The 17,475-nt window shown below is 65.4% G+C and carries 20 protein-coding genes; 3 read left to right on the top strand and 17 right to left on the bottom strand.

What is annotated here, in order from left to right; genetic code table 11:
* Positions 1–405 carry a tetratricopeptide repeat protein gene (locus HU772_RS06365; RefSeq protein WP_186655602.1) on the bottom strand — a complete coding sequence of 135 codons (405 nt, stop codon included), beginning with the start codon at positions 403–405 and terminating at the stop codon, positions 1–3.
* Positions 406–1,345: 940 nt separating this feature from the next.
* Here HU772_RS06365 and HU772_RS06360 point away from each other — a divergent pair.
* The 3 genes from HU772_RS06360 (at position 1,346) to HU772_RS06350 (ending at position 3,721) form a co-directional block, all read left to right on the top strand.
* Positions 1,346–1,570, top strand: a complete 225-nt coding sequence (locus HU772_RS06360; protein WP_186655599.1) for a hypothetical protein — start codon at positions 1,346–1,348, stop codon at positions 1,568–1,570.
* A gap of 245 nt (positions 1,571–1,815) precedes the next feature.
* Positions 1,816–2,298 (top strand): hypothetical protein, encoded by a 483-nt coding sequence (locus tag HU772_RS06355; RefSeq protein ID WP_186655596.1) that lies wholly within the window; start codon positions 1,816–1,818, stop codon positions 2,296–2,298.
* 145 nt (positions 2,299–2,443) lie between these two features.
* On the top strand, positions 2,444–3,721 hold the full coding sequence (locus HU772_RS06350) for an OmpP1/FadL family transporter (RefSeq protein WP_186655593.1): 1,278 nt from the start codon (positions 2,444–2,446) through the stop codon (positions 3,719–3,721).
* Positions 3,722–3,958: 237 nt separating this feature from the next.
* On the opposite strand, the gene HU772_RS06345 is transcribed toward HU772_RS06350, so the two are convergent.
* The 16 genes from HU772_RS06345 to cobO form a co-directional block, all read right to left on the bottom strand.
* Complete coding sequence (locus HU772_RS06345) at positions 3,959–4,732, bottom strand: RHS repeat-associated core domain-containing protein (protein WP_186655579.1); 774 nt, start codon at positions 4,730–4,732, stop codon at positions 3,959–3,961.
* Between the two features lie 100 nt (positions 4,733–4,832).
* Positions 4,833–5,393 (bottom strand): glutathione peroxidase, encoded by a 561-nt coding sequence (locus HU772_RS06340; RefSeq protein ID WP_186655576.1) that lies wholly within the window; start codon positions 5,391–5,393, stop codon positions 4,833–4,835.
* A 46-nt stretch (positions 5,394–5,439) separates the two neighbouring features.
* Positions 5,440–5,562, bottom strand: coding sequence for a hypothetical protein (locus HU772_RS25070; RefSeq protein WP_264082553.1), 123 nt, complete (start codon positions 5,560–5,562; stop codon positions 5,440–5,442).
* Positions 5,559–6,761, bottom strand: coding sequence for an MFS transporter (locus tag HU772_RS06335; RefSeq protein ID WP_186655573.1), 1,203 nt, complete (start codon positions 6,759–6,761; stop codon positions 5,559–5,561). The genes HU772_RS25070 and HU772_RS06335 overlap by 4 nt, the downstream gene beginning before the upstream one ends.
* A 64-nt stretch (positions 6,762–6,825) precedes the next feature.
* A complete protein-coding gene (locus tag HU772_RS06330; RefSeq protein ID WP_186655570.1) occupies positions 6,826–7,230 on the bottom strand; it encodes a MarR family winged helix-turn-helix transcriptional regulator in 405 nt (134 codons plus the stop codon).
* Positions 7,231–7,272: 42 nt separating this feature from the next.
* Positions 7,273–8,463 (bottom strand): glycoside hydrolase family 5 protein, encoded by a 1,191-nt coding sequence (locus tag HU772_RS06325; protein WP_186655567.1) that lies wholly within the window; start codon positions 8,461–8,463, stop codon positions 7,273–7,275.
* A gap of 228 nt (positions 8,464–8,691) precedes the next feature.
* Positions 8,692–9,426, bottom strand: a complete 735-nt coding sequence (locus HU772_RS06320; protein ID WP_186655564.1) for an adenosylcobinamide-GDP ribazoletransferase — start codon at positions 9,424–9,426, stop codon at positions 8,692–8,694.
* 1 nt (position 9,427) lies between these two features.
* Positions 9,428–9,997: an alpha-ribazole phosphatase family protein gene (cobC, locus tag HU772_RS06315; RefSeq protein WP_186655561.1), complete on the bottom strand. Its 570-nt coding sequence runs from the start codon at positions 9,995–9,997 to the stop codon at positions 9,428–9,430.
* Positions 9,994–11,049, bottom strand: a complete 1,056-nt coding sequence (gene cobT, locus HU772_RS06310) for a nicotinate-nucleotide--dimethylbenzimidazole phosphoribosyltransferase (protein WP_186655558.1) — start codon at positions 11,047–11,049, stop codon at positions 9,994–9,996. The genes cobC and cobT overlap by 4 nt, the downstream gene beginning before the upstream one ends.
* Positions 11,046–11,567 carry a bifunctional adenosylcobinamide kinase/adenosylcobinamide-phosphate guanylyltransferase gene (gene cobU, locus HU772_RS06305; RefSeq protein ID WP_186655555.1) on the bottom strand — a complete coding sequence of 174 codons (522 nt, stop codon included), beginning with the start codon at positions 11,565–11,567 and terminating at the stop codon, positions 11,046–11,048. The genes cobT and cobU overlap by 4 nt, the downstream gene beginning before the upstream one ends.
* On the bottom strand, positions 11,560–13,023 hold the full coding sequence (locus HU772_RS06300) for a cobyric acid synthase (protein ID WP_186655553.1): 1,464 nt from the start codon (positions 13,021–13,023) through the stop codon (positions 11,560–11,562). Before HU772_RS06300 ends, cobU begins: the two co-directional genes overlap by 8 nt.
* Complete coding sequence (cobD, locus tag HU772_RS06295; protein WP_186655550.1) at positions 13,020–14,012, bottom strand: threonine-phosphate decarboxylase CobD; 993 nt, start codon at positions 14,010–14,012, stop codon at positions 13,020–13,022. Before cobD ends, HU772_RS06300 begins: the two co-directional genes overlap by 4 nt.
* A complete protein-coding gene (cbiB, locus tag HU772_RS06290; protein ID WP_186656142.1) occupies positions 14,005–14,907 on the bottom strand; it encodes an adenosylcobinamide-phosphate synthase CbiB in 903 nt (300 codons plus the stop codon). Before cbiB ends, cobD begins: the two co-directional genes overlap by 8 nt.
* A 2-nt stretch (positions 14,908–14,909) precedes the next feature.
* The gene (gene bluB, locus HU772_RS06285) at positions 14,910–15,560 is read right to left on the bottom strand and encodes a 5,6-dimethylbenzimidazole synthase (RefSeq protein WP_186655540.1); all 651 of its coding nucleotides are present in this window, start codon (positions 15,558–15,560) and stop codon (positions 14,910–14,912) included.
* The gene (locus HU772_RS06280) at positions 15,557–16,852 is read right to left on the bottom strand and encodes a cobyrinic acid a,c-diamide synthase CobB (protein ID WP_186655527.1); all 1,296 of its coding nucleotides are present in this window, start codon (positions 16,850–16,852) and stop codon (positions 15,557–15,559) included. Before HU772_RS06280 ends, bluB begins: the two co-directional genes overlap by 4 nt.
* A complete protein-coding gene (cobO, locus tag HU772_RS06275; protein WP_186655524.1) occupies positions 16,849–17,460 on the bottom strand; it encodes a cob(I)yrinic acid a,c-diamide adenosyltransferase in 612 nt (203 codons plus the stop codon). The genes HU772_RS06280 and cobO overlap by 4 nt, the downstream gene beginning before the upstream one ends.
* Between the last annotated feature and the right edge of the window lie 15 nt (positions 17,461–17,475).

The following is a 17,475-nucleotide window of genomic DNA, read 5'->3' as shown; positions in this document are numbered from 1 at the left end:
CTACAACTGCCGCAGCAACCGTCGGGCCTCCTGCGAGCCCTGCCCTGCCGCCAGCTCCAGCCAGTAGCGGGCCTGCTCCGGCTCCGGGCACAGGCGGCCATACTCCAACTGCGCCCGCCGATCGCCGGCACGGGCGGCCTGGCGCAACAGCTCATGACCAATGCGCCGATCCCGCGCATTGCCACAGTCGCGGCAGAGCATCTGCCCCAGGCGGCTCTGGGCCACCACCACGCCCTGGCGCGCCGGCTGCTTGAGCATGCGCCCGGCCAGGTGCTTGACGCTGGGCTTGTCGCCCAGGCGCGGGCTGTCGAGCAGCCACAGGGCCACTTTCAGGGAAAACCGATTGGAAGAGGGCAACGAGGAGGCTGCAACCGAGGGGGCGAGGTGTTTACCGCGAAGCTTCATGACCGACAGCGTTGGTGACTCGAAAGGCGCGCCACTCTACTCCTTTTCGTCGGCGAAGACCCCTTCGACTTACGGCTGATCGAAAAAAAATTTGCTGATTTTTTCTTGACGTTTCGCGACCAAGAATGCCGACCGCCCTGCGAGTCTCCGATTGTCCGACACTTGATGAAACAGCTGGCACGCGCGTACTAGAGCAAGCGCCCGGGACAATCCACAGAAGCTGTGGATAACTCGGTGGACAACCCCTTCATGCAGCCCGCAAACCCCTGTGAAATGGGGCTTTCAGTCAAACTGTCGATTTTTTCACCAGCAAAAATTAGTGTTTTTTTTCATTGACTTAAGCCGTCAGTCAAGTCATTGGCGAGGCGTCCACAGGATGTTGCAAGAGGGTTACAACTCCCCGTTCGAATGTGTACAAGTGCCCCGCCAATGGGCAGGTCGCTGCACGAAAACGGGTCATCCGGGGCCTTGCCGGGGTCCTTTCCCCTCTTCACAGGCGCGATGATTGACGCCATAATGGTCGGCTTCCCGCAGATAAACCAAATACTTGCCAATCTGCCATTGTTCGTGTAGGGTGCGCCCTGTTAGTACCCAGCTGAAAGTCAATTCTGGCCACTTGTGTCCCTGCAGCCCGCCCATACGAGCAAGCGCTGCCCCATCGGGACTGGCCCATTCGATGATTCACTTGGCAAAACCTTGCCCTGCACGAATCACGTTTCAGATTGATCAGGATCTTCCCCGGCGCCTAGGACCTTGGCACCGGTGTGCTGCCTGCCTTCTGTCGTACCTACCAGTCAGCCCAGCGCACACCTTATTGCACGCGCCTTTCTGGCTGCCCTGTTCCAGTCAGGTTCTTACGTCTCCTTAATAAAGACGTCACTGGAACGTTTCTATAGTGCACGGATCGAATACCGTGTCTTACGCAGGAACATCCAACAATATGAGCAACCATCAGCAAATCCAGGCTGCCTTCGGCACCCTCTCCCAGGCCTTCGCTCCACTGAAGTGCCTGATCGTCGCCCCACGCAAGGGCAGCTTCAGCTTCACCCTGGTCGACGAACATGGCATCGCCTGTCACAGCGAGCGTCTCTACCCGGAGCAATACAACCGGGCAGAACCACTGCAGGCCGTGATCGATCGTACCCGCCAGTCGCTAACCGCATGACTGAATGGCGGGTGATTCACGCCATGAATGCATCCCTCGACAGCCTGTCTGACGGCGATTGGCGTAATTGCCAGCAGGCATATGCCTTGCGCCCTCAGACAGCAATCGATTTAAAAACAGCCCTTTACACCACGCTTATCACACTACACTTCAACTCGAGCGGCCAGCGCCGCTTCCGGCGGGCCTGACCACTCACCAGCTGCCAAGCTCCAGCGCCCGTCGGTCCTTCTTAGCCAGAGGCCATCATGGGCATCGCTGCGAACGAGTTGAGTCAATATGTGATCCGGCCAACCCTCCTTTACCTGGATCGCCACTGCGACAGCGCCGAAGCTTTGTTACTGGGCGTTGCCGCCAGCCAATCAGCCCTGGGCTCGGCCCTGCACGATCGACGTGGCCATGGCCTGTACCGCATCGGCGAACAGCGCCACCGCAGCCTGTGGGACCAGTACCTGGCGCGCGACCCGGAACTGGCCAGCCTGGTCCGTGGCCTGGCCAGCCAGCATGCGTTCCTGGGCGGCCCGCACCTCGAGCTGACCGTCAACCTGCGCTACGCCACCGCCATTGCCTGGATGCTCATTGAGGAACAGGCTTTGCCGCTGCCGGCCGCCGACGACCTGCTGGGCCTGGCGCGCATCTGGCGCCAGACCTTCCACCCCCAGGGTCGCCTGCGCGATTTCACCCGCGCCTGGCAGCACTGTGTCGAGCCGATCCAGGTGCTGGCCTCCTGACCTGCCCACCTTCATTACCGCGAAAAAAAGGAATTTTGGTCGGATTGTCCTACAAAACCGCTCTATCTCCGGTGTTTGCGCCTATAGCGTGGAGCGGCATTTGTTGGTAGCTTTTCGCCCCGGAGATCCCAAGGAGTTTCTAATAATGAAAAAAGTTATGCTCAAAACCTCTCTCGGCATTGCCGTTGCCCTCGCTTCCAGCCAATTGTTCGCCAGTGGTTTCGCCCTCAACGAACAAAGCGTCAGCGGTATGGGGACAGGTTTCGCGGGTCGTTCTTCTTCTGCCGAAGATGCCAGCACCGTGTACGGCAACCCGGCGGGCATGTCCCGCCTGAAGCGCGACCAGATTACCGTCGGTGGCGCGGCAGTGATCGCCAAGTCCGATATTTCGGGCCCAGGCAGCAGCAAGGGGGGGGAAACAGACGGTGACATGGTGCCTGTGGTCGGTGTACCGATGGGCTACTACGTCAAGTCGATCGATGACCACTGGAGCGTCGGTTTCGGCGTTTACGTGCCATTCGGCCTGGTCACCGACTACGGTAGCGACGATGCCGCGCGCTACTGGGGTAAAAAGAGCCATGTCGAGGTCGTGACCTTCCAGCCGACCGTCAGCTACGCGTTCAACGACAAGGTCTCGATCGGTTTCGGTCCGACCATCAACCGCATCAAGGGCGAACTGGGCTCGAACCTGGCCAGTATCTCGCCGCTGCGTCCGGCTGATGGCGAAGTGAAGATCAAAGGCGACGACACTGCGGTCGGCTACAACATCGGTATCCTGGTGCAGGCGACTGATCGTACCCGCGTCGGCCTGACCTACCATTCGATGGTCGACTACAAGCTCGAAGGCAAGACCATGCTCAACTACCCGTTGCTCGGGCAGACTGGGCAGAAGTACGACGCCACCCTGAAGATCAAGACCCCGGAATCGGTGGACTTCTCGGTCACCCACGAGCTGGATGACAACTGGACCCTGTACGCCGGCAGCACCTGGACCCGCTGGAGCCGCCTGGAGAACATCACGGTCAACAACGAAATCTCGGGGCCACTGGCCGCGCAGTTCGGCACCATCACCGAAGAGCAGAACTGGCACGATACCTGGGCCCACGCCATTGGCGCCGCCTACAAGGTGAACAAGGAGTGGACCCTGCGTACCGGTTTCTCGGTTGACCAGTCGCCGACCAACAACACCAACCGCTCCCCGCGCATTCCTACTGGCGATCGCAAGATCTTCAGCATCGGTGCCGGCTGGAGCCCGACCGAGGACATGACCATCGACGTGGCTTATTCCTACCTGTGGGAAGAAGACACCAAGGTCAACAACCGTCCGCACAGCCTGCAGGAAGGCGCGCTGAAGGGCAGCTACCAGGCCAAGTACGAAAACAGCGCCCATGGCGTTGGTGCTTCGCTGACCTACCGCTTCTGAGTGACCATCGCTGCATGAAAAAACCGCCCTTGTGGCGGTTTTTTCATGCCTGCATGCACCACTGCTCGCCCAGGCAGCGCTGCAGGTGGCCCATGAACAACCGCACCTACGCCGTCAGTACAAAGCAGCCAGCCAGGCACAGGTTGTGGGCGCAACTGATGATACTGCCAGCTACGATGACCTTGATGAAACGGCGGATGACGTTGAGCAGGCTCATGGGATATCTGAGGTATCTTGCTATGCATTGCCATCCGAGTCGCCACGCAGCTTCGCCTGAACTTCCTCAAACGGAACAGGAGTAGGGGCAGGCCTGTTTATCGTAATTTCATCTGCGGTAAACCGGTGGAGGTCACCCTCAGCGTACGCATCAAGCGCATATGAAAACATTACTAGATTAGCCAGTGTCATATCGAAATGCATGTCACCAAGAACCACACTATCTGGAAGATCATCGTAGTACTGACCACCACTGGGAGTGTTCCCCCAGAAACCATTTTGGGCGACTATCAGAGTTGCAGAGTCCGCAATAACGCTTGTCGTCGCCAACGCGAAATCTCTTAATCCAGGTGGTGAGACATTGTGCGGATTTTTACCTACGGCTACCTCTGCCATGTGCTTCAACCTTCTTAATCCATGAATAATCAAGGGGATCTTTCCATGACCCAGCGCCTGCACCACTTGCGTATGAGGATTAACGTCACGGGTCCGCCCATTACGATCCTGGTGATTTATCGGATCACCCGCACAATAGGCATACGCATTGATGCCCCCCTTGCCGAACGGGCTCAATGCATCTGGAGATAAAAACCGCATCAAGTAGGGAGCGTAACTTCGGTAGCCATTACCCAAGTGATAAAGCCCATGCAACGCTTCACGTAGCTGACCGACATACCCCAGCCTCCCCCCCGTAATCAAGGGCAGAGCACCATAAGGCGTGTAGCCACGGGCAATACCTGCAGAGGCTAGAACGGAATGTTGCTGGTCGCATGCCGCTAGATAGTTCATTACCATGTTGCCCACCGGCCGAAGGCGATTTTTCAACAAGGCTGAACCACTTCGCAACCGAAGAAAACTGGCAAAAATATCAGGTCATTGTCGGCCCACGCCGGACCTATTGCCCTACAGGCTGCGAAGCAATCGCCTTGTCGATCGCCGCCCTGAACGCCGGATCATCCGGTTTGGTCAAACTGGAGAAGTTGCCAATCACCTTGCCCTTGCGGTCCACCACGTACTTGTAGAAATTCCACTTCGGCGCGCTGCTCTGCCGGGCCAGTTCGACGAACAGCGGGATCGCGTCCTTGCCGCGCACCGGCTGGGCCTTGGTCATGGTGAAGGTCACGCCGTAGTTGGCGTAGCAGACCTTGGCAGTCTTGTCGCTGTCGGCGTCTTCCTGCTTGAAGTCGTTGGACGGCACGCCAAGCATTTCCAGGCCCTGTTCGTGGTAGTCCTTGTAGGTCGCCTCGAGGCCTTCGAACTGCGGGGCGAAGCCGCAGTAGCTGGCGGTGTTGATCACCACCAGTGGCTTGCCGGCGAAGCGCTGGCACAGGTCGATCTGCTCCTTGCCGCGCAGCTCCGGCAGGCTGCCCTGGAGCAGCGCGGGGCAGTCCACCGCCCAGCTCGAAGTGGCGGCGGCCAGGGCCAGCAGGGGTAGGGTCAGCCAACGGGTATGCATGATAGCGGTCTCCTGCACATGATTCCTTGAGTGTGCAGGGTAGCGTTTAACACAGGCTCATGCCCAACTGCATCAACGCCAGCCCACCCTTGTGCCAGCCCCACCACACCAGCGCCAGCACCAGCACCGTAGCGACCAGCAGCAAGCCACGCCCAAGCAGGCGGTTCATGCAGCCTGGGCCTGCAGGCGGGCGACCGGGTGCTCGCGCACCGGCCAGTTGAGGGCCGCGGCCAGCAGGCTGAGCAGGATCGAGATCTGCCACACCAGGTCGTAGCTGCCGGTCTGGTCATAGACCACCCCGCCCAGCCAGCCCCCCAGGAACGCGCCCAACTGGTGGAACAGGAACACGATGCCGCCGAGCATCGACAGGTTGCGCACACCGAACAGCGTGGCCACGGTGCCATTGGTCAACGGCACCGTGGACAGCCACAGCAGGCCCATGGCGATACCGAACAGGTAGGCGCTGAACTGGGTCACCGGCGCCCAGAGGAACAGCACGATGACCACGGCGCGCAATAGGTACAGGCCGGTCAGCAGGCGCGGCTTGGACATGCGCCCGCCAAGCCAGCCCGCCGTATAGGTGCCAACGATATTGAACAGGCCGACCAGCGCCAGCACGGTGGTGCCGGTGATCGCTGGCAAGTGCTGGTCGACCAGGTAGGCCGGCAAGTGAACACCGATGAACACCACCTGGAAGCCGCAGACGAAAAAGCCCAGCGCCAGCAGCCAGAAACCGGAATGCGAGCAGGCCTCGCGCAGCGCCTGGCCGAGACTCTGCTCGGCGCCGTGGCTGGGCAGCGGGTTATCACGCAACAGGCCTACGAACGGCACGATCAGCGCCACCATCAGACCCAGCACCAGCAAGGCCGCCGACCAGCCCAGCCACTGGATCAGGCCCAGGGTGCCGGGAAGCATGGCGAACTGGCCGAAGGAGCCGGCGGCGCTGGCAATGCCCATGGCCATGCTGCGCTTTTCCGGCGGCACCGCGCGCCCAACCACGCCGAGGATCACCGAGAATGAGGTACCGGACAGGCCGATGCCGATCAGCAGGCCGGCACTCAGCGACAGCGACCAGGCCGAGTCGGCCATGCCCATCATCACCAGGCCGGCGGTGTAGAGGATGCCGCCGATCACCACCACCTTGGCCGCACCCAGGCGGTCGGCCAGGGCGCCGGTGAACGGCTGGGCCAGGCCCCAGATCAGGTTCTGCAGGGCGATGGCGAAGGCGAACACCTCGCGCCCCCAGCCAAACTCGGCGCTCATCGGCGCCAGGAACAGGCCGAATCCATGTCGCACCCCCAGCGACAGCGCCAGGATCAGCGCCGCCCCCAGAAGTACCCAACCGCTGCTCCGCCAAAGGGAAGTCATTGTCGTTGTCTCCAGCCCATCGCAAGGTTGATGCGGGTATATACCCGCTTTCTATCGTAGTCGTTCAGGCAAGCTGCTCCAGCAAGCGTACCAACTCGTCACGCTGGCTTTCACCCAGTCGCTCCACCAACTGCGCCTGGGCCTGCTGCCAGGCCGGGTAGGCGGCGTCCAGGCGCGCCCTGCCCGCTTCGCTCAGCAGCACCACGCGGTTGCGCTGGTCGTCGCCGTCGGCAAGACGCACCAGGCCTTCGGCCTCGAGTACCTTGAGGTTGCGGCCCAAGGTGCTGCGTTCCAGGCCCATGGCCTCGGCCAGGCAGGTGATGCTGGGGCGGTCGAGGCGCTGCACATGGCGCAGCAGGGAAAACTGGGCGACATTGATGCCGAAGCCGGCAAGGGCCTCGTCGTAATGCCGGCTCACCCCACGGGCGGCGCGACGTAGATGGGTACAGATGCATTCACTGGTCAGCATGGATACGTGTATATACCCGCATTATGGATGTTGCAAGAGATTTCAAGGTGTCGGTTCAGGCTGCAGGCGCTGGCGAATCGGCTCGAACTCGGCCGTGGCCTTGCGTGACAAGGGGTCCGGCGCTGCGTTGTCGATGGCCTGCCAATAGCGCCACGGCACCTTGGCCGAACCCAGTTCGTAGTCCATGCCATCCCAACTGTCCTCGCGGAAGCTGTAGAAGGCCCAATGCAACTGCTGGCGGTCCAGCACCGTTAGCACATCCTCCAGGTATTCCCGGCACCCGGGCAACCGGCGCATGCAGCCGAACTCGCCCACCACCAGCCGCGAACGCGGCAACTTGATCGAATCGGCCCAATCCACCGGCTGTTGCAGATAGCGGGCGACCTCCTCGGCATCCCACTGCCGGGTCTGCCCGGCAAACGGCACTGGCCCCGGATAGGCGAAAGGTTGCTCGCGAGAAAGATTCGGCGCACTGGTGGCGGCATAGGGTTCGTACATGTGCACGCTGTACAGCACACGCTCATCCGCCAGCGCCTTGGGCCAGTAGCCGAAGGCATCGGCGGCGGCGTACCAGCCGGCATCGACCATGACCGGCGTCTTGCCGTCGACCTCACGGATCGCCGCCAGCAACTGCCGATAGAGCGCCGGCAGGTCACGCGCACCGCCCTGCTCGCGGGCGTACCAGTGCTTCATCCGATCAAGGTCGGCGTGCTCGGCCAGGCCGCCGTGCTTCTCGGGCGCGGGCTCGTTGATGAGATTGTAGGCGGCAACGGCCGGGTGGTCCTTGAGGGCCTGGGCAACGTCTCGCCAGAAGCGGGCGGACTGGGTCCAGTAACGCTTGTCCTGCCATAGCCGGTCGTCGAAGCGATTCTGGTTGTTCTGCGCCCAGCGCATGCCGGGGAGCGACAGCGGCGTGATCACCACCTTGAGACCGGCGGCGTGGGCGCGGTCGAGGACCTCGATGAGCTGCTTCATGTCGGCGCTGGCCAGGCCCTGGTAATCGTCGGCGTTGCCCAGTAGGAAGTCGCGTTCGGCCGGGTGCCATTTATCGTAGGAGAGGCGCACCCAGCTGGCGCCGTAGCCTTTCAGGGCATCGAAGTAGGTTTGGTCCGGGAGCAGGCGGTTGAAACTGTTGCCGCCGTGGCGGGGGGTGTTCCAGAAATCGATCAGGTCGGCGGCGGTGACGGGTATGGCGGCAAGGGCCAGCAGGCTGGCGAGTATCCAGGGGTGCATGGCGGGGGTTCCTGGTGGTTTTGGGGAACGAACGAAGATAGACGCAATAGTTGCGGAAGGTTTCCGGGATCTATGTAAGACACGCCCCCTTGTAGGAGCGGCCTTGTGCCGCGAAAGGGGTGCGAAGCGCCCCCTAGATTCGTGCTTCAAGCTGATATCGCCGGGGCCGCTTTGCGGCCCTTTCGCGGCACAAGGCCGCTCCTACACGGGGAACGTGTCGGCCCAGGGCTATGCGAACAGCGCCAGGGTAACCACCACCGTCAATTCCAGCAGTTCCAACAGCGCCCCGGCCGTATCTCCTGTGGTTCCACCCAAGCGACGGCACATCAGCCTGCGCAGCCACACGAATACCACCAACGCCGCCAGCAGAGGCCACAGCACCGCCGAGCCTCCCAATGCCAGTCCGGCCAGCGTAGAAACCAACAATACCCAGGTCGCGCCGCGCCGGGGCAGGTGTTCGGCCAGGGCCGCACCCAGTCCACCCGCACGCACGTAAGGCGTGCCGAGAAACAGCCCAAGCATCGCCGCCCTTCCCACCACCGGCGCCAGCACCAGCAGGCCACCAGCGCCCCGCTCGACCAGCACCCAGAGGGCACAGAACTTCAGCAGCAATACCAGCACCAGCGTGACCACGGCAATCGGCCCGCTGCGCGGGTCCTTCATGATCTGCAAAGTGCGCTCGCGATCACCGAAGCCCCCCAGCCATGCGTCGGCGCTGTCAGCCAGGCCGTCCAGGTGCAGCGCGCCGCTGAGCAGCACCCACAGCGCCAGCAGCAAGGCTGCGTGCAAGGGCGCCGCAGTGCCTTGCAGCAAATGGCTGGCCAGCCACAGCAACAGGCCGAACAGCAGCCCTACCAGCGGATAGCACAGCAGCGAGCGCCCCATCTCCCGGGGCGCTGGCATGCCCGGCAAGCGTACCGGCAAGCTGCTGAGGAACTGCAGGGCAATCCAGAACGGCAGCATCTCAACGCACCTCGCGCATCTGGCCGTCGTGGTCCAACGCCAGCCCCACCAACGCGCCATGCCCAACCTCGACCTGCAACAACTGCTCCCGTGGCAGGCCACGCGCTCGCGCCAGCAGCAGACGCATCACTCCACCATGGGTGACCAGCAGCACGCGCTTGCCTGCATGCACACTGCGCAAACCCTCGACCGCCGCCAGCACCCGTTCGGCAAAGGCCAGCACCGGCTCGCCGCCCGGCGGGGTGAAGGCATACGGGTCATTCCAGAATTGCCCCAGGGCATCGGCGTCGACCTGCATGATCTGCGCGGCGCTCTGCCCTTCCCACTCGCCGAAGTGCAGCTCGCGCACACCGGCCTCGCGCAGCACCGGCAGGTTCAGGCGCGCCCCCAGCTCATCGGCGAACGCCGCGCAGCGCTGCAACGGCGAACTGACCAGCACGTCCCAGGGGCCGGCGTCGGCGACGGCCTGGCGCATCTGCTCCCAGCCCGTCTCGGTCAGGGCGTCGTCGAGGCTGCCGCGAAGACCGCCCCCCAGTTCCGTCTCGCCATGGCGCAGCAGTTCGAGGATCATGCCGGGCGATCCGCCACCGCCGCCTCGGCGAAGGTCGCCATCTGCCCGTGCAGGGCGCAGGCCAGGCGGATCAGCGGCACCGCCAGCGCCGCGCCGCTGCCCTCGCCCAGGCGCAACCCCAGGGCCAGCAGCGGCTCGGCCTCCAGGGCCGCCAGCAAGGCCTTGTGACCCGGCTCGGCGCCCTGGTGGGCGAACAGCAGCCAAGGGCGGCACTGCGGATTGAGGCGTACCGCCACCAGGGCGGCGACACTGCAGATGAAACCATCGACCAGCACCGCCACGCCATGCTGGGCGCACGCCAGGTAGGCACCAGCCAGCGCGGCGATCTCGAAGCCGCCGACACAGGCCAGCGCCTGCAACGGCTGGTCGGCGCGCAGGCCGTGCAGCACCAGGGCGCGCTCGATCACTTCGGCCTTGTGCCGCACGCCGGCGCTGTCCAGGCCGGTGCCCGGGCCGCTCAGCTCACGCGCCGGGCAGCCCAGCAAGGTACTGGCCAGCGCCGCCGCCGCGGTGGTGTTGCCGATGCCCATTTCGCCGCCGATAAACAGCTGCGCGCCGTTGTCGAGTGCGCGCAACGCGCTGTCGCGACCGGCCTGCAGCGCCGCTGCCAGTTGCGCGTCGGTCATCGCCGGCTGACGGGCGAAGTTGGCGGTGCCGGGCCCAAGATTCAGGTGATGGACCCCAGGCAGTTGCAGCATCGGGTCGATGGTACCGAGGTCAACCACCTCAAGGTCAGCCTCCAACTGGCGCGCCAACACGCTGATCGCCGCACCACCACCGACGAAGTTGCGCAGCATCTGCCCGGTCACCGCCTGCGGGTAGGCGGAGATGCCCTCCTCCACCACGCCATGGTCGCCGGCGAAGATCGTGATGGCGATCCGCTCCAGGCTGGGACGCTCGCGCCCTTGCAGGCCGGCCAGGCGGATCGCCAGGCCTTCGAGCTGGCCGAGGGAACCGGTGGGTTTGGTCAGCTGCTGCTGACGGGCGCGGGCCTGGTCCATGGCGGCGGTGTCGAGGGGTTGGCAGGCGTCACGCCACCACATCTGGGTCATAGGGCAGGTCCTTTGAGCATGAGAGGGAGGCCGGCCACGGTCAGCACCACGCGCTGGCAGCGTTCGGCCACGGCCTGGTGCAGCGTGCCCGCCAGGTCGACGTAGCGACGGGTCAGTTCGCCCATGGGCACCACGCCCAGGCCGGTTTCGTTGCTGACCAGGATGAGGGTACCCGGCAGCTGTTCCAGGCAATCGAGCAGCGCATCGCGCTCCTGCGCCAGGCGCAGGTCATCCTCGAGCATCAGCAGGTTGGTCAGCCACAGGGTCAGGCAGTCCACCAGCAGGCAGCGCCCTTCGGCGGCTTCAGCGCGCAGCACATCGGCCAGCGCCACGGGCTCCTCCACCAGCCCCCAATGGGCCGGGCGGCGCTCGCGGTGCAGGCGCACACGTTCACTCATCTCACCGTCCAGCGGCTGGCTGGTGGCGATATAGGTCACCGGCTGGCCGCTGTCAGCGGCCAGTTGTTCGGCCAGGCGACTCTTGCCCGAACGGGCGCCGCCGAGGATCAGGCTACGCATGGGCATCCACTCCACAGAGTTGGCGCAGGCGCGCGGTGTCCAGGTGCTGCTCGACCAGGTCGGCCAGGCGCTCGATGTCGCGTTCGCGCAAGGCCTCGTAGTCGATGACCTGCACATCGGCAAGGCCTGCCCAGCGCAGCAGCGCGGCGCACGATTGGCTGCCCTCGAACAGGCCATGCAGGTAGGTGGCGAGGATCTGCCCATCGGCGCTGATGGCGCCGTCGCGCCGACCATCGGTCAGTTGCACGGAGGCTTGCGCCAATCCAGGCCCCTGGGTGACACCGGCATGGATTTCATAACCGGACACCGGCGCCTGTTCAAGCTCGAGAACGCCGGACACGTTGCGCAGCTGTTTTTCGGCTGCCAGCACCGTGCTGTAGTCCAGCAGACCGAGGCCTTCGCTCGAGCCCGCCGGCCCTTCCAGCCCCAACGGGTCATGCACCTGCTGGCCAAGCATCTGCAGGCCGCCGCAGATACCGATGAGCTTGCCGCCATAGCGCAGGTGCCGGGCGATGGCCTTGTCCCAGCCGCGCTCGCGCAACTGCGCCAGGTCGCCACGCACGCTCTTGGAGCCGGGCAGGATGATCAGGTCGGCGGGCGGAATCGGCTGGCCCGGGCCGATGAACTGCAAATCCACCTGTGGGTGCAGGCGCAGCGGGTCGAAATCGGTGTGGTTGCTGATACGCGGCAGCACCGGGACGATCACCTTGAGCAGGCGCTCGCCCTTCTCGCCCTGGCGCGTGTCGATGCCGTCCTCGGCCTCCAGGTGCAGGTCGGTGACATAGGGCAACACCCCCAGCACCGGCTTGCCGGTGCGTTGCTCCAGCCAGTCCAGCCCCGGCTGCAGCAAGGCGATGTCGCCGCGAAAACGGTTGATGACGAAACCCTTGACCCGCGCCTGTTCGCTCGGCGACAGCAGTTCGAGGGTGCCGACCAGGTGGGCGAACACCCCGCCGCGGTTGATGTCAGCCACCAGGATCACCGGGCAGTCGACCGCCTCGGCGAAGCCCATGTTGGCGATGTCGCCGGCACGCAGGTTGATCTCCGCCGGGGAACCGGCGCCCTCGACCATCACCACCGGATAGGCTTCGCGCAAACGCCCATGGGACGCCAGCACTGCCTGCATGGCGATGGCCTTGTAGTCGTGGTAGGCGACGGCGTTCATGCTGGTCACCGCGCGGCCATGGACGATCACCTGGGCGCCGGTGTCGCTGTTGGGCTTGAGCAGCACCGGGTTCATGTCGGTGTGCGGCGCCAGCCGGCAAGCCTGGGCTTGCACCGCCTGGGCCCGGCCGATCTCGCCACCGTCGGCGGTCACGGCGCTGTTGAGCGCCATGTTCTGCGGCTTGAACGGCACCACGCCGATGCCCTGGCGCAGCAGCCAGCGGCACAGGGCGGTGACCAGCGTGCTCTTGCCGGCATCGGAGGTGGTGCCTTGCACCATGAGGGTGGTCATGCCGATTCCTTCTGGTAGTCCGCCAGGGCCTGGGCCAGGCGTTGTGCGTCCGCGGCGCTGGCCGGCAGGCCCAGGCGCAGCGCCGGGGGCTGCTCGAACAGGCGCACGAGGATGCCGCGACGGGCAAGAAAGTCATGCAGATGCGCGGCGCGCTCGTCGCGCAGGTACTGGAACAGGTCGCAGCCACCGCTGGGTGCCAGGCCGGCGGCGGCGAGCAGGCTGGCCAGCCGCTCGCTGGCGGCGCGGCACCGGGCGATCTGCGCCAAGTGCGCGGCCTCGTCGGCAAAGCAGGCCTGCCCCAGCACCCGGGTCGGGCCGCTGACGGTCCATGGCCCCAGGGACTCGGCCAGGCCTTGCAGCACCTCCGCCGGAGCGATGACAAAGCCCAGCCGCACCCCGGCCAGGCCGAAGAACTTGCCAAACGAGCGCAGCACGATCAGCCCCGCTTGCCCGGCCTGCTCGACCACGCTGTGGGCCGGCGTGTTGTCCATGAACGCCTCATCCACCACCAACCAGGCGCCACGGGCAGCCAGGCGGGCATGCCAGGCCAGCAGGCGCTCACGGGGCACGCGCCGGCCCGTGGGGTTGTTGGGGTTGACCAGCAGCAGCACGTCGAGGCTGTCGAGTGCTTGATCGACCTGGCTGTCGTCCAGCTCGACCAGCGTATGCCCGGCGCGGCGCCAGGCATGTGGGTGTTCTGCATAGCAGGGCGACAACACGCCGATCCGCCCAGCGGGGCGCAACAATGGCAGGGCCTGGATCGCCGCCTGCGACCCGGCCACCGCCAGCAACTGCTCGACCCCGTAGTAGCGCCGCGCCGCCTGTTCCAGGCCGTCCTCGGTCTCTGGCAGGCGGGCCCAGGCATCCAGCGGAATCGATGGCACCGGATACGCCCAGGGGGCGATACCGCTGGACAGGTCGAGCCACTGCTCGCGGGCAATGCCGTACTGCTTCACCGCCCGCAACAGGCGACCACCGTGTTCAAGCATACAGGTAGGCTCCCACGCCGATGACCAGCAACCACAACCATACGCCGCGCTGCACCAGGCTCCAGCCGCGCTCGATGGCGTCGGCGTCGGCCATCGGCCCTTCGCCCAGGCGTGGCCGCTCGTGCAGTTCACCGTGGTACACCGCCGGGCCGCCCAGTTCGACACCCAGCGCCCCAGCCCCAGCCGCCATTACCGGGCCGGCATTGGGGCTGTCCCACAGCGGCGCCTGGTTGCGCCAGCAGGCTAGCGCCAGGCGGGTCTTGCCCAGCACCGCGTAGGTCAGCGCCACCAGCCTCGCGGGCAGGTAGTTGAGCACGTCGTCGACCCGCGCCGCGCACCAGCCGAAGCGCTCGAAGCGTTCGTTGCGGTAGCCCCACATAGCATCCAAAGTGTTGCTCAGGCGGTACAGCACCACCCCAGGCGCACCGGCGACGATGAACCAGAACAGCGCGGCGAACACCGCGTCGCTGCCATTCTCCAGCACCGACTCGGTGGCCGCCCGGGCCACTGCGGGCTCGTCCAGCTCGCGGGTCTCTCGGCTGACCAGGTAACCCACCCGGCGCCGCGCCTCGTCCAGGTCGCCCTGGCGCAAGGCCTGGGCCACCGGCAGCACGTGCTCGCCCAGGCTGCGCAGGCCCAGGGCGCAATACAGCGCCAGCACATCCACCAGCCAGCCGATATAAGGCAACCAGGACAGGATCAGCACCACCAGGGTCAACGGCACCACCGCCAGGAACCAGGCGCTGACGCCATGGCTGCGCCAGCCGCGACCACCGGCATTGAAGCGCTGCTCCAGGCGTTTGGCCAGGTTGCCGAAGCCCACCAGCGGATGACGCCGGCGCGGTTCGCCCAGCAAGGCATCCAGGGCCACGCCCGCGACAGTCAGCAAGGCCATGCTCAAGGCCGCTCTCCCCATTGGTTCTCGTAGAGCATTTCGCTCAAGGGCCGGGCGCTAGCCCACTCCTCCAGCACCAGCATCGGTGCCGGGTAGAACGCGGTCACCGGCCCCAGGCACAGCACCGCCATCGGCTTGGCCCCAGCCGGCATGCCCAGCAGCTCGGCCAGGGCCTGCGGGTCGAACAGCGACACCCAGCCCATCCCCAGGCCTTCGGCGCGCGCCGCCAGCCACAGGTTCTGGATGGCGCAGGCCAATGAGGCCAGGTCCATCTCGGGCAAGGTGCGCCGCCCGAAGATATGCGGCTCGCGGTTATCCATCAAGGCCGCCACCAGCACTTCGGCGCAGGCATCGATGCCCTCGACCTTGAGCTGCATGAACTCGTCGGAACGCTCGCCCAGGGCCTCGGCGGTGCGCACCCGCTCTTGCTCCACCAACGCCTGGATGCGCCCGCGCAGCTCACGCTGGGTGATGCGGATGAAGCGCCAGGGCTGCATCAGGCCGACACTGGGGGCCTGGTGGGCGGCAGCCAGCAAGCGGCCGAGCAGCTCCGGCGCCACTTCGCCGCCGGCGAAATGGCGCATGTCGCGGCGCTCGCCGATGGCCCGGTAGATCGCCGCGCGGTCGGCGGCGCTGTAGGCGTGCTCGCTCATGGTCGCAACAGCGCCGCCGTCGCATCGGGGTTGGAAGGGAAATAGAAGTGCACGTAGGACGCGGTCAGGCGCCCCAGGCGGTATACGGCTTCGTTGCCACGCCCGCCATTGGGGCTCAGGCCACGGGCGAGCGGCGCCAGTTCGGTGCTGGTCAATGAATGGTGATAGGTGTGGCCGCGCAGGGTGCCTTCCGGCAGTTCGACCGCCTGCAGGGCCAAGGCCGCCAGGCGCTTCTGCATGGTCGCCTCGCCCGGCAGCAGGCCGAGCAAGGCTGCGCGCTCACCGGCCACATCGGTCAGCGCATCGAGCAGGTAGAGCATGCCACCACATTCGGCCAGCAAGGGTTTGCCCTGGGCATGGTGGGCACGGATCGCCTCGAGCATCGGCGCATTGGCCGACAGCGCGTGGTGATGCAGCTCCGGGTACCCGCCTGGCAGGTAGAGGCTGTCTACCACCGGGAGCGCCTGCTCGTGCAACGGCGAGAAGAATTCGAGCTGGGCGCCAAGCGCACGCAGCAGTTCCAGGTTGGCGCCATAGGTGAAGGCGAAGGCTTCGTCGCGCGCCACGCCGATTCGCACGCCGGCCAAGGATGGCGCAAGCCGTTGCGCGTCGGGCGCGGCAAAGGTGACCGGGGGCGGCAGGGCGGCATCGCAACTGGCGCCCAGGGCCTCGGCGGCGGCGTCCAGGCGGGCGTCCAGGTCGTTCAGTTCACTGGCCTGGACCAGGCCCAGGTGACGACTGGGCAACTCGATGCCACGCTCGCGGGACAACCCGCCATACCAGCGCAGGCCTTCGGTCAGGCTGCCTTCGAGCAATTGCGCATGGCGCAGGCTGCCGACCCGGTTGGCCAGCACCCCGGCGAACGGCAGGTCGGGCTGGTAACGCGCCAGGCCCAGGGCCAGGGCGCCGAAGGTCTGGGCCATGGCCGTGCCGTCGATCACTGCCAGCACCGGCACGCCGAAGTGACGGGCCAGGTCGGCACTCGATGGCGTGCCGTCGAACAGCCCCATCACCCCTTCGATCAGGATCAGGTCGGCGTCAGCGGCCGCCTCCCACAAGAGGCGGCGGCTCTCGTCGGCGCCGATCATCCACAGGTCCAGCTGGTACACCGGCGCGCCACTGGCCCGTTCGAGGATCATCGGGTCGAGAAAGTCCGGGCCGCACTTGAACACCCGCACCTTGCGCCCGAGGTTGCGGTGCAGGCGCGCCAGGGCGGCGGTGACGGTAGTCTTGCCCTGGCCGGAGGCCGGTGCGGCGATCAGCACCGCGGGGCAGTGGCGTGGCTCACTCACAGTTCAACGCCCTTCTGCGCGCGAATACCGGCCTGGAAGGCGTGCTTGAGCATGCCCATCTCGGTCACGGTGTCGGCCAGGTCGATCATTTCCGGCTTGGCGGCGCGACCGGTGACGATGACGTGCTGCATCGGCGGACGGGCCTGGATATCGGCCAGTACCTGATCGAGGTCGAGGTAGCCGTGCTTGAGGGCGATGTTCAGCTCATCCAGCACCACGAACTGCACCGACGGGTCTTGCAGCAATTGGCGCGAAACCGCCCAGGCCGCTTCGGCGGCGGCGATGTCGCGCTGGCGGTCCTGGGTCTCCCAGGTGAAGCCCTCGCCCATCACGTGGTAGCGCACCTGCTCGGGGAAACGCCGGAAGAACAGCTCTTCGCCGGTGCTGTTGCGGCCCTTGATGAACTGCACCACGCCGCACTGCATGCCATGGCCCAGGGCACGGGCGAGCATGCCGAAGGCCGAGCTGCTCTTGCCCTTGCCATTGCCGGTCAGCACCAGCAGCAAGCCGCACTCGTTGGGGGAATTGGCGATGCGCTCATCGATGACCGCCTTCTTGCGCTGCATGCGCGCCAGGTGGCGTTCGTCGCGTTCGGGGGATTCGCTCATCAGGGGTCTCCGCTG

The sequence above is a fragment of the Pseudomonas xantholysinigenes genome (assembly GCF_014268885.2).
In the GTDB taxonomy this organism is placed as follows: domain Bacteria; phylum Pseudomonadota; class Gammaproteobacteria; order Pseudomonadales; family Pseudomonadaceae; genus Aquipseudomonas; species Aquipseudomonas xantholysinigenes.
Note: the sequence above shows the minus strand (reverse complement) of the source record. Positions and strands in the feature narration are given on the sequence as shown.